Raw genomic sequence first — 10,875 nt, 5'->3', positions numbered from 1 at the left:
CGACACTAGAGGTCGCAGGGGATTCGATGCCGCCGCGGCCACTCACCGTGGTCGGCCGTGGCCATCTCGGCGGGGGACTCCGCGGCGTTCGAGTGCTGTCATCACCGTGGTGTGGGCGACGTTGAGCCGACTTGCGATGCGGGCGAGGGATTGACCGTCTCGATAGCAGGCGAGGGCATGGTCGATCTCTTGGTCGGTCAGCCGTCGCTGCTGTCGAATGGCGGCACCGCTTGTCCGGAGAATTTTCAGGATGCTGCCCTTGCCGAGCCCGTATTCGCTGGCGAGCCGGTTGGCGCTTGAGCCCGCTTCGTACGCGATGACGATCGCGGCCCGTTGCGCCGCGGTGACGCGTCGTGAAAGGGCCCTGGGCTGTGGCAGGTTCTGTACTGCTTCGAGTTTTCGCCGGTCAGAGGCTTGTTCTCGAATTCGCTTGAGCGTGGAAGTTAGGGTGCCCTGGTTCGAGTAAGCTCGCATTAGGTCCACCAATCGTGTCATTGCACGAACCGACTCCATTGGGGCTGGTATCGCGGAAGCGGTTCCAGCCCCAATGTCGTTTCCGGGTTGGGGGATGCGGAAGGTGGGGACGAGGCGGTCGGGTCCGGTGATGGCGACGTGGGCGACGAGGGTCTCGATCAGTGCCTTGGCCTGGGTGCGGGTGCCATTGGTGATGATGTCGGCGATATGGTCGGCGATGCCGTCGAGCGTTGCGGGTAGGGTCTGTGCGGGTGCTTTTTCCCGGCTGGTGCAGAGGGTGGTGACGGTCAGTTGTTCTGGTGGCAGAGTGTCTATCGGGTTGTCGTCGGGCACCGCGACCACCACCGGAGGGCCCGAGAGGGTGAGCGTGATCTTGCCGGTGGAAATGCCCAGCAGCCGTTCGGCTTCCGGTAGTGGTTTGCCCAGCACATCCTTGAACAGCACCTGGTGGGCGGGCCGGTCGGGGGCTGTTGTCCAGGTCGCCGACGCGCCCGGGGCGGCGGGTTCGGTCGGTTGATTCCACTGAACGGCCAGACCGGCGGTGAGAGTCATCAGTCCGAAGACACCAGCGACGAGGCCGATGGTTCGGGTCGGGCGGCGGTGTGGCGTCCGTGTCTCGGGGAGCTCATCTAGTTGCCACCGTGGGCTTCTCGGCCGGACTCGAGCAGCTTGCCGGTGGTCCGACCTGCGATGGTGAGGCGGTCCCGATACCTCAGAGGCGAATAAGCGGCAATCGAAATAGTGCGGCCAAAGTCTTCATCTTCATGGCAACCCACCCCGATCGGAAACTTCAACAAGCCATTTGGCTGCTTCACTCAAACAGCATCACCCGCGATCGGCAACTGTTTAGCTATCTATAGTGATGGGAGCCACAATACCGCCTTGGGCGACGCGGTCACTGTGGTACTCGACGAGCGCTGTCTCGCCAACGACATGCCGACGTTGGAGGAGAAGGACTTTCGAGCTGTCCGACCCTGGACGCCCGCTTATTCGTCATTCCGGCTTTCGCTCCAAGGTGACCGAACTACCGACAACCGGAGTCGGTCGCCCACTGCCCTGGTCTTGATGTCCGGCCCGTCGACCTGCGGCTCTCTTCTGTCGCACGGCGGTGCGCTTGGTCGGCGATCCCGTTTAGATGGTGGTGAGTGCGGAGTGGATGAACGGTTCGACGATGTTCAGGAACTGTTGTGGCAGTGAGGAGAACGGCATGTGGCCGGTGGGTAGGGTTTCCAGGCGGGCGCCGGGGATCGCTGCGGCGGTGGCTCGGCCGTAGCGGACGGGGACGAGGGGGTCGTGGCTGCCCCAGACGACCATGGTCGGCGCGGTGATGGTGGCGGCGCTGCCGGTCAGGTCGTAGGCGGGGTCGTTGAAGCTGCGCCACAGGGATTGGTAAGTGGCCCTACCGGTTTCGGTGCGTGCGGTGCGGATTGCGCTCGCGATAGTCGTCCGGTCGTGTGTGCTGATCGGTTGCGTGTAGAAGCGCACGACCTGTGGTAGCAGTGACCGGGCGACCAGCGACGAACCGAAGAAGCGGCAATAGGCGCGGGTGAGGACCGACTGTGCGACGAATCCGCCGGTGTTCACCAGAACCAGTCCGGCGACCCGTTGGGGATGATCGATCGCCAGTCGCGCGGCGGCGTATCCCCCGATCGAATTGCCGATGTACACGGCGGGTTCCAGCTCGAGTGCGGTGACGATCTCGGCCAGCGTGTCGGCGACCATGGTCCCGGTGAGTTCCGGATTGGCTTGGGAGGCACCGTGTCCGGGCCAATCGATGGCGATCACCCGGTGCTCGCGCGCCAGCGCCGGAACGATCGGGTCGAAGTCGTGGTGGTCGTGCATGTTCGCGTGCAGTAGCACGATGGGCCGGCCGGTGCCGATGTCCTCGTACGCCACTGTCCCCGCGGTGGTTCGCGCCGTCCGCATGACGCCGTCCCCTTTCTGGTTGCTCGACCGAACGGTCACTCATTGACCACCTGGTCGGTCAATCGCGATGATACGACTACCGCATCCGAGTGACAAGGAGTCCTGTATGCCGGATTCGCCAGTGCCCCAAGGCGATTGCCGATGAACCTGCGTCAGGATTCGGCCGTGCGAACCCGGGCCGCATTGATCGATGGCGGCCTGCGATTGGCCGAGGAGATGGGGTTGGCGGGCGTCAGCGTCAATGTGCTGGTGGCCGAGCTCGGCGTTTCCAAGGGCACGTTCTTCCACCACTTCGGTTCTCGTGCGAACTACCTGCTGGCCCTGCATCGCGAATTCCACGAACGCCTCGAAAAGGTCATGGTCGCCGCGGTCGTCGATCACCCGCCCGGCCGAGATCATCTGCTGGCGGGGACCCACGCCTACCTCGACGCGTGCCTGCGGGATCGGGGCGTGAAGGCGCTACTGCTCGAGGCGCGCGCCGAACCACTCATCATCGGGGAGGTCAGCGCACGCAACGCCCGCAATGCCGGACTGGCCGAACCGGACTTCCGCGCCCTCGGTTGGCGGCACCCCCGCGAGGGCGCGGCGCTGTGGGTCGGGCTCGTCGCCGAGGCCGCACTGCTGGAACTGCACGCGGGTGGCCGTCGGCAGTCCGTGCGAGATGCCTTGCGGCAGTTCATCGAACGTGCGGCTGCCGACGACGACATACCCGGTTAGCCTGTCCTGCAACGGGAGTGCGTGGCTGGTGATTCGTTCGGCGCTACGGGTGCCGCGAGCCTGCCCAACCCCGTTGACGGCCCCGGCGCGGCGGCTCGATACCTGTACGAATAAGGACAAAAGTCACGAGTTGCGTACCACACCGGAAAAGTGCGTTCCAGCGAACCTACGGGACCGTAACCTACGGTACCGTAGCCACCATGGCGATATCGGATGTGAAGGAATACGCCCACCTCGACGCAGCGGATATTGCGGCGATCAGCGCCGAGTTGGATGCGATACAGCGCGAGATTCGCGAATCATTGGGTGAGCGTGATGCGGCCTATATTCGGAAGGTGATCCGACTTCAGCGGAGTCTCGAGATCGGCGGGCGGGCGGTGTTGTTCGCGAGTTTCCTGCCGCCGGCCTGGCTGGCCGGGGTGGCATTGCTGGGCACCGCGAAGATCATCGAGAATATGGAGATCGGCCACAATGTGATGCACGGGCAGTGGGATTGGATGAACGATCCCGAGATCCACTCGACCAAGTGGGAGTGGGACATCGCCGACCCGGCCGAGCACTGGAAGATCACCCACAACTATCTGCACCACAAGTACACCAATGTGCTGGGGATGGACCGCGATATCGGCTACGACGTGCTGCGGGTGACCCGCGACCAGCGGTGGAAGCCGTTCCATCTGGGCCAGCCCGTGTACAACGTGCTGCTGCAACTGCTTTTCGAGTGGGGTGTCGCGACGCAGCATCTGCAACTGGGCCGGATTCTCACCGGACGGCTGCCGAAGAACGGCCCGGAGCGCGAACAATTCGAGCGGGACAGGCGGATGGTGCTGAAGAAGGCGGGCAAGCAGATCGCCAAGGACTACGTGCTCTTCCCGCTGTTGACCGGACCCGCGTTTCTCGGCACACTGACCGCCAATTTTGCCGCGAATATCGTGCGCAATGTGTGGGCCAATACCGTCATCTTCAGCGGTCACTTCCCCGACGGCGCCGAGAAGTTCACCAAATTCGATGCCGACAACGAATCCCAGGGCGAATGGTATCTCCGCCAGATCCTGGGCGGCGCGAATATCAGCGGCGGCCCGATCATGCATTTCATGACCGGAAACCTCTCCTACCACATAGAACACCACCTGTTCCCGGATCTGCCGAGCAATCGATATGCCGAGGCATCGGTGCGGGTTCGGAAACTGTGCGACAAATACGATCTGCCCTACACCACCGGACCGCTGCCGGTGCAGTACGCCAAGGCTTGGCGCACGATCATGAAGCTCTCGCTGCCGAACAAGTTCCTTCGCCGCAGCAGTGACGATGCGCCGGAGACCAGATCCGAGCGCGCCATCGGCGGCCGACCCACCGTCGACCCGATGACGGGCCGCCGCCGCGGACTGCGTACCGCGCTGCGGGAAGGTCCGCGCCGGATCGTCGAGCGCCACCTTGCCGCTGTCCGCTGACCGTCCCGTCCGCCCCGGCTGGGGTTGTGTCGGACCTACTGGTGGGTTTGTCGGGGTGGAATCGAATCGGTCGGTATTCCGGTGGCAGAAATCTTGAATTACATTGCAGGATAATGAAATTCGGTCAATACAGGACTGCTATCGTTGATTCCCTAGTCAATTTCGTACTGGCGCAAGGGAAATGGCAATGGCTACACCGGGTACGGCATGGGGCAACTTTCAGTCGCTGGGTGGGTCGCTGGCGAATGATCCTGCGGTGACCAACTTTCCGGACGGGCGTCTCATTGTGTTCGCGGAAGGCGCGGGCAATACGCTGTGGTACATCTGGCAGAACCGGGATCTGAACTGGAACAACTGGAAACAGATGTCGGGGGCGGTGATCAGTGGGACGCCCGCGGTCATGGCTGGAAAGGACGGACTGGTCCGGGTTTTCTGGCGCTCGCCGAGCAGCGAGTTGTTCACTGCCACACACGACAATGTCTATGGCAGCCTCACCCAGGCCCCGTTGCGGCTGACGACCGGGGCGGCGGGAGATCCTGTCACCGCCATGAACGCCGACGGCCGCATGATGGTCTTCTACCGGGGCAATGACGACAGTGTCTGGTGCATCGCGCAGAAGTCGGTGTCCTACGGCCCGCCGACCTATGAGGGCTGGCTGGTCTCGATTTCGCTGGGCGGGCGGATCAAGGGTGTCCCCGCCGCCGTGCTGTCACCCGACGGCCGGGTGCGGGTTTACGTGCGCGGCAGCGATGACAACCTGTGGGTGGCCCAGCAGCCGCAGCCCGACAGCGCCACCTGGAATACGTTCCAGCAGATCGGAACCGGGATGAGTTCGGATCCCAAGGCCGCCCGGGATGCCGACGGCCGGATCCGGGTGTGCTGGCGCGGAAGCAATGGCGCGGGCTGGGCTCTGGTCCAGCAGGCCGATTACAACACCTACAAGGCTCAGGCCACGCTGAACGGCGGTCTGCTCAGCCCGCCCAACCCGATGCTGGCCATCGACGGCCGGTTGGAGCTGTTCGTCACCGGCACCGACAGTTCCTCCTGGGTCGCCGAACAGACCGCGGTGAACCAGGATTCGTTCGCCGACTGGATCACCCTCAAGGGCGGTATCCTCGGCAGCACCATCCCCGCCCGGAACATGGACGGCCGCCTGTCCGCCTTCGTCCGCGGCACCGACAACGCCATCTGGTACGCACCCCAGAATTGGATCTGACCGCACCCGCCACCCGCCCGGCGAACCACCCGCTCGCACGTCGGTGTCTACAGCACTGCCGACACGCGAAGGAGATCCGGTTGACGATGGCCCGGCGGCGGCGCATGGTGAGCCGATGGGCGAAGACCTGCGGGCCGGTATCAAGTTCTCCAGTCTCGACAGTCCCTTGTTCGACGGGGCCGAGGCCACCAAGGGTGATCTGATCGACTACCTGGAGGCGGTGGGGGAGCGAATGGTGCCGTCACTGCGGGGACGCCCGCTCTCGGTGGTGCGGGTCCGGCCGGGCCAGGAACCCTTCATGCAGAAGAACCTGCCCAAGTACACCCCGGACTGGGTGAAGCGGGTGACCCTGTGGGCGGGTAGCTCGAAACGTGAAGTGTCGTACGCGCTCTGCGACGACGTGCGGACGCTGCTGTGGTTCGGGAATCAGCGGGCGGTGGAGTACCACGTGACCCTGTTGCTCGCCGACGGTCTCGCGGATTACTCGGGCAGCCCGACGCATCTGGTGCTGGATATCGATCCGGCCCCGGATCAGCCTTTCTCCCAGGCAGTTTCGGCCGCGGAACTGATCCGGCAGGCGCTGGCTGACGACGGGCTGGCCGGTGCGGTGAAGACCAGCGGGTCGAAGGGCGTGCACATCTTCGTCCCGGTGCGGCCCGGCACCGATCTCGAGGACGCGGCGGCGGCCACCCGGGCCATCGCCGCCCGCGCCGAACGACTGGATCCGGCGCTGGCCACCACCGCGTTCATTCGAGAAGACCGGGGCGGCAAGGTCTTTCTGGACTCGACGCGGGCCGGCGGTGCGACCGTCGTCTCCGTGTACAGCCCCCGCGTCCGGCCGGGCGCGACCGTATCGTTCCCGGTGAGCTGGGCCGACCTGCCCAGCGTTCACCCGCGCGACTTCACCATCCGCACGGCCGTGAAACTGCTCGCGGATCGTGACTCCTGGGCCGAGTCCATGCCCGAACCGCAGTCTATCCCAGCGGATCTGATCGCCGAAGGCCACACCATCCCGGTGGCCCGGGTGCAGGCCATGCACGAGGGCAAGCGCCGCGCCCGGGCCCGCCGCCCGGACTGAGCGCTACGTGCCGACCGGATCCCGCAGGAACATCCGCTCGTCGGCGTCGTACTCGTACAGCTCCCCGTAGCGCCCCCAGTCCACGGCGACGCGCAGCTGCCGCCGCGCCGCCTCCTCGGTGAAGTTGCGCCGCAACAGATCCAGGAAGAATCCGTCGCGCATGCGCTGGTTGTGCGCCCCGGCCAGGGCGTGGTCGATGGCTCCGACCAACGGCGCCTTGGCGCGCGCCACCCGCGCGAAAATCGCCTTGGCCGTGTCGATGTCGGCGTCGATGAACATCCGGCCGTCGACGGTGAGCTCCAGATCGCCGTCGGCGGCGGTGGCCAGGCCCAGCAGCCGCGCGGCATCGACGAGCGGCATGATGTCGTCGAGCTCGAAACGCAGCCCGCTGGCCCGATCCGGCAGATCCGCGCGCCCGCCGCTCATGGCGACCAGATCCAGCATGCCCGCGATGCCGTCCACACTGGCGTCGGGCAGCGGCCGGTTGGTGGGCGTGGGCGTCACGCTCGCCGGTTCGCCGTCGTAGGGGGAGTCGGTGAGCATGCGGTAGGCGTGGTCCACCAGATTCTGGAAATGCGTGCCGCGGGTGTCGCGCGGATGCGGCAGACCGACCTTGATCTCACCCTTGATACGCCCGGGATTGTTGTCCAGCAACAGGATTCGATCGGCCAGCTGCACGGCCTCCTCGATATTGTGGGTGACCATCAGCATGGTCTTGGTGGGTAAGGCGGCCTCGCCGAAGAGCCGGATCAGCTCGCCGCGCAGATTCTCCGCGGTGAGCACGTCCAGCGCGGAGAACGGCTCGTCCATGAGCAGCACCTCCGGCCGCACCACCAGCGCGCGGGCGAACCCGACGCGCTGGCGCATACCGCCGGAAAGCTCCTTGGGATAGGCGTTCTCGAACCCGTCGAGGCCGATCATGTCGATGGCGTCGGTGACCCGCTCGGCGCGCTCGTAGGCCGCGATGCCCTGGGCGCGCAGGCCGAGCTCGACATTCTGCCGCACGGTCAGCCACGGCAGCAGCGCGAAGGACTGAAACACCATGGCGGTGCTGTCATTCGGCTCGGTGATCTCGGTGTCCCGCAACCGCGCGGTCCCGGCCGAGGGCCGCACCAGCCCGGCGATGATGCGCATGAGCGTGGACTTGCCGGAGCCGGATTTGCCCAGCAGCGCGACGATTTCGCCCTCGCGCAACTCCATGCGGACATCGGACAGGACCGCCAGTTGCTCGCCGGAGGGGTTGGTGAAGTTCTTGGTGACGCGATCGACGGTGATGACAGGGGTGGACATCGCGTGGTCCTCCATTCGTGAAGAGATGTGTAGCAAGAGAATTCGGCTAGATCAGGGCGAAGCGCGTCTCGGCCTTGCGCTGGAGTCGCCGCCACAGCAGCCGGTTGATGGCGACGGTGACCACACTCATGACCAGCGTGCCGAGCAGCACCTTCGCGAACTGGTCGTTGGTGGTGGCCTCGGTGATGTACGCGCCGAGCCCGAACGCCTCGAGATGGGTATTGCCCGAGTCGACGACCTCGCCGACCAGGGTGGCGTTCCACGCGCCGCCGAAGGCGGTGATCGCGCCGACCACGTAGCCGGGCGCGATGGCGGGCAGGATCAACGACTTCCAGCGTTCCCGCCCGTGCACCCGCAGATCGTCCATGGCCTCGCGCAGATCGGTCGGGATCTGCCCGGCCGCGGCGATCACGTTGAACAGGATGTACCACTGCGCGCCCAGCGCCATCAGCACGGTGCCGCCGACATTGAGCGAGATGCCGGTGTAGGTCAGTCCCGCCACCACGAAGATGTAGAGGAACTGGGCCGGGAAACTGGCCATCACCTGCACCACCGGTTGCGCGAACCGGCAGATGCGCGGATTCATGCCGATCCACACGCCCACCGGCACCCACACCACGGTGGACACCACCAGCAGCACCACCACTCGGGTCAGGCTGGCCAGGCCCATCAGCGCGGCGGGCCCGAATTCGGCGAAGCCGACGGTCCTTTCGAAGTACCGGGCCAGCGCCCACGCGCCCCAGCCCAGCGCCGCGAAGAGCGCGGCGAAGAACACCTCGTCCCCCGCGAGGCTGCCGCGCTGCTCGTACGGTGAGCGGTCGGCACGCCCGAAGATCCGCATGCCGCGGTCGATGCCCTCACCGACCGGCCGCAGCCGCGCCGCCACCCGCGCGGGAATAGTGTTGCGCCGCAACAGATCCAGCACCAGGCTGCGCGGCGCCTGCGCGGCCTCGGTGTGCTCCACCCGGAACCGCTCCGACCAGGCGGTGAACGGCCGCCAGAACAGCACGTTCACCAGCACGATGGTGGCGATCATGACGAGCGCGCCGAGCAGCAGCTTGCCGACCGCGGCCTCGGAGGTGGCGGCGGCGATGAAACTGCCCATGCCGGGCAGCGCCTGGTCATTGCCGGAGACGCTGATGATCTCCGAGGAGGCCAGCATGAACCACGCGCCGCCGAAGCTCATCATGCCGTTCCAGATCATGGGGATCATGGCGGCCGGAATCTCGAGCTGGGTCAGCCGCTGCCAGCGGGTGAGCCGCATCATGCGGGTCGTTTCGTCGAGTTCGCGCGGCAGATTGCGCAGCGCTTGGTAGTAGGCGAACGTCATGTTCCAGGCCATCGCGGTGAAGATGGCGAACATGCACGCCGCCTCCGCGCCCAGGTACGAACCCGGGAACATGGCGATGAACGCCGTCACCGTGATCGACACCAGCGCCAGCACCGGCACCGACTGCAGGATGTCGAGCATGGGGATGAGCACCTTCTCCGCGCGCCGGGAGTGCGCGGCCCACTGGCCGACGACCAGGGTGAAGATGACCGACGCCACCAGGCCGACGAACATGCGCAGCGTGGTGCGGGCCGCGTAGTAGGGCAGGTTCACCGGATCGGTGGACACCACGCCGGGGCTGTCGCCCGGCACCCACGGCACCGAGATGTCGCGAAAGAGCCTGACCACCAACACCGTCAGCACCACGCCGGCGGTCAGCAGCAGGTCGTCCGCGGGACGGAGCCCGCCGCGCGCCCGGCGGCCATCCGGAGAGGTCTTGGGGCTGTTGGAAATTGTGATTTCAAGAGTCATGGCAGTACCTCGCAGGAGTCGTCGTCGACCTCAGTCGTTGACCGGGGCGGCGTCGACGGCGGGCGGGGCGTTCACGACATTGAAGTAGTGGACGGCCGACCCGATCAGCGCGGGCACGCCGATGATCAGGTTGAAGGCCACCACGCCCATGCCCGCGCCCACGACGGCACCGGCCAGGCAGCCGACGATCGTGCCGAGCGGGCCACCGGCCGCGGTGCCGAGCGCGCCGGTGAACACGTAGCCCAGCGGGCCGCCGACGATCGCACCCAGCAGCGTGCCCACCGCGAGCGCCACCGTGAGCTCGTTGTTGACATTGCCCATGGCGGTGTTGAACCGGTCCTCGGGGCTGTCCGCGTCGGCGATGGGTCGCAGGTCGAAGTTCCGCACGGGTGCGGACGCGGCCTGTGCGGCCGTCCGCTGTTCGTCGGCGGTCAGCGGCCGGGCTTCGTCGCCGCGGGGTGTGAGAGTGGCGGTGGTGCCGTCGATCCGGGCGTCGATCGGGTACGCGGTGCCCGCCTTGGCCATCAACAGCGGCAGCGCGCCGACGACTACGCCGTGCGGGTCGAGGATCTGCAGGTGGTTGTGATCCACCCGCAGCGACCCGGCATCGGTGCGTAGTTCCACCGAGCGGTCGACGATGCGGGCCTGCGCCGACATGGACGAGTCGGCGGCCGGCGGTTCGGCGTTGGCGTTGGCGTGGGTCGTCAGCAGGGCGGCGCTGGTCAGCGTCGCGAGGCAGGCGAGCATGCGAATTCTCATCGGGATTGTGTCCCCTCATTTTTGCGCCGCCCGGCACAGGTATTGCGGGCAGCATCGAATTCCGTCGCGCACGATAGTGCGGACGGGTCGAACAGGAATTGTGAAAGTTCCGAATCGATCCGGAAACTGGCGCGCGAAATTACGCGATGTGCTGCTTAATACT

9 protein-coding genes are annotated in these 10,875 nt (G+C 66.0%); 4 read left to right on the top strand and 5 right to left on the bottom strand.

Translation table 11 applies throughout. From position 1 onward, the window contains the following. Positions 1-42: 42 nt before the first annotated feature. Positions 43-1,026 (bottom strand): helix-turn-helix domain-containing protein, encoded by a 984-nt coding sequence (locus tag NS2_RS33670; protein ID WP_052087037.1) that lies wholly within the window; start codon positions 1,024-1,026, stop codon positions 43-45. Between the two features lie 579 nt (positions 1,027-1,605). Then, the gene (locus tag NS2_RS33665) at positions 1,606-2,400 is read right to left on the bottom strand and encodes an alpha/beta fold hydrolase (protein WP_036551252.1); all 795 of its coding nucleotides are present in this window, start codon (positions 2,398-2,400) and stop codon (positions 1,606-1,608) included. A 141-nt stretch (positions 2,401-2,541) separates the two neighbouring features. Between NS2_RS33665 and NS2_RS33660 the strand changes: the two genes are divergently transcribed. The 4 genes from NS2_RS33660 (at position 2,542) to NS2_RS33645 (ending at position 6,862) form a co-directional block, all read left to right on the top strand. Beyond that, entirely contained in the window at positions 2,542-3,117 is a 576-nt protein-coding gene (locus NS2_RS33660; protein ID WP_033091341.1) for a TetR/AcrR family transcriptional regulator, read from the top strand. A gap of 200 nt (positions 3,118-3,317) precedes the next feature. Beyond that, positions 3,318-4,568: a fatty acid desaturase family protein gene (locus NS2_RS33655; protein WP_033091342.1), complete on the top strand. Its 1,251-nt coding sequence runs from the start codon at positions 3,318-3,320 to the stop codon at positions 4,566-4,568. 181 nt (positions 4,569-4,749) lie between these two features. Beyond that, positions 4,750-5,784: a PLL family lectin gene (locus NS2_RS33650; RefSeq protein WP_491844352.1), complete on the top strand. Its 1,035-nt coding sequence runs from the start codon at positions 4,750-4,752 to the stop codon at positions 5,782-5,784. A gap of 115 nt (positions 5,785-5,899) precedes the next feature. Beyond that, the gene (locus tag NS2_RS33645) at positions 5,900-6,862 is read left to right on the top strand and encodes a DNA polymerase domain-containing protein (RefSeq protein ID WP_033091344.1); all 963 of its coding nucleotides are present in this window, start codon (positions 5,900-5,902) and stop codon (positions 6,860-6,862) included. 3 nt (positions 6,863-6,865) lie between these two features. Here the strand turns inward: NS2_RS33645 and NS2_RS33640 are convergent, their stop codons facing one another. Genes NS2_RS33640 through NS2_RS33630 form a run of 3 tightly spaced genes read right to left on the bottom strand, consistent with a single transcriptional unit; the run spans position 6,866 to position 10,712 of the window. Next, entirely contained in the window at positions 6,866-8,152 is a 1,287-nt protein-coding gene (locus NS2_RS33640; protein WP_261772333.1) for an ABC transporter ATP-binding protein, read from the bottom strand. A 46-nt stretch (positions 8,153-8,198) separates the two neighbouring features. Next, positions 8,199-9,953 (bottom strand): ABC transporter permease, encoded by a 1,755-nt coding sequence (locus NS2_RS33635; protein WP_147207416.1) that lies wholly within the window; start codon positions 9,951-9,953, stop codon positions 8,199-8,201. Positions 9,954-9,983: 30 nt separating this feature from the next. Continuing rightward, the gene (locus NS2_RS33630) at positions 9,984-10,712 is read right to left on the bottom strand and encodes a DUF8020 domain-containing protein (protein ID WP_145961797.1); all 729 of its coding nucleotides are present in this window, start codon (positions 10,710-10,712) and stop codon (positions 9,984-9,986) included. Between the last annotated feature and the right edge of the window lie 163 nt (positions 10,713-10,875).

The sequence above is a fragment of the Nocardia seriolae NBRC 15557 genome, assembly GCF_007990715.1.
Classification (GTDB): domain Bacteria; phylum Actinomycetota; class Actinomycetes; order Mycobacteriales; family Mycobacteriaceae; genus Nocardia; species Nocardia seriolae.
The sequence above is the reverse complement of the archived record's forward strand: the minus strand, read 5'-3'. Positions and strand labels throughout refer to the sequence as shown.

Coding starts and splice junctions, on each gene's coding strand:
- NS2_RS33670 (WP_052087037.1), bottom strand. CDS start 1,026: ATGACTCTCACCGCCGGTCTGGCCGTTCAGTGGAATCAACCGACCGAA.
- NS2_RS33665 (WP_036551252.1), bottom strand. CDS start 2,400: ATGCGGACGGCGCGAACCACCGCGGGGACAGTGGCGTACGAGGACATC.
- NS2_RS33660 (WP_033091341.1), top strand. CDS start 2,542: ATGAACCTGCGTCAGGATTCGGCCGTGCGAACCCGGGCCGCATTGATC.
- NS2_RS33655 (WP_033091342.1), top strand. CDS start 3,318: ATGGCGATATCGGATGTGAAGGAATACGCCCACCTCGACGCAGCGGAT.
- NS2_RS33650 (WP_491844352.1), top strand. CDS start 4,750: ATGGCAATGGCTACACCGGGTACGGCATGGGGCAACTTTCAGTCGCTG.
- NS2_RS33645 (WP_033091344.1), top strand. CDS start 5,900: ATGGGCGAAGACCTGCGGGCCGGTATCAAGTTCTCCAGTCTCGACAGT.
- NS2_RS33640 (WP_261772333.1), bottom strand. CDS start 8,152: ATGTCCACCCCTGTCATCACCGTCGATCGCGTCACCAAGAACTTCACC.
- NS2_RS33635 (WP_147207416.1), bottom strand. CDS start 9,953: ATGACTCTTGAAATCACAATTTCCAACAGCCCCAAGACCTCTCCGGAT.
- NS2_RS33630 (WP_145961797.1), bottom strand. CDS start 10,712: ATGAGAATTCGCATGCTCGCCTGCCTCGCGACGCTGACCAGCGCCGCC.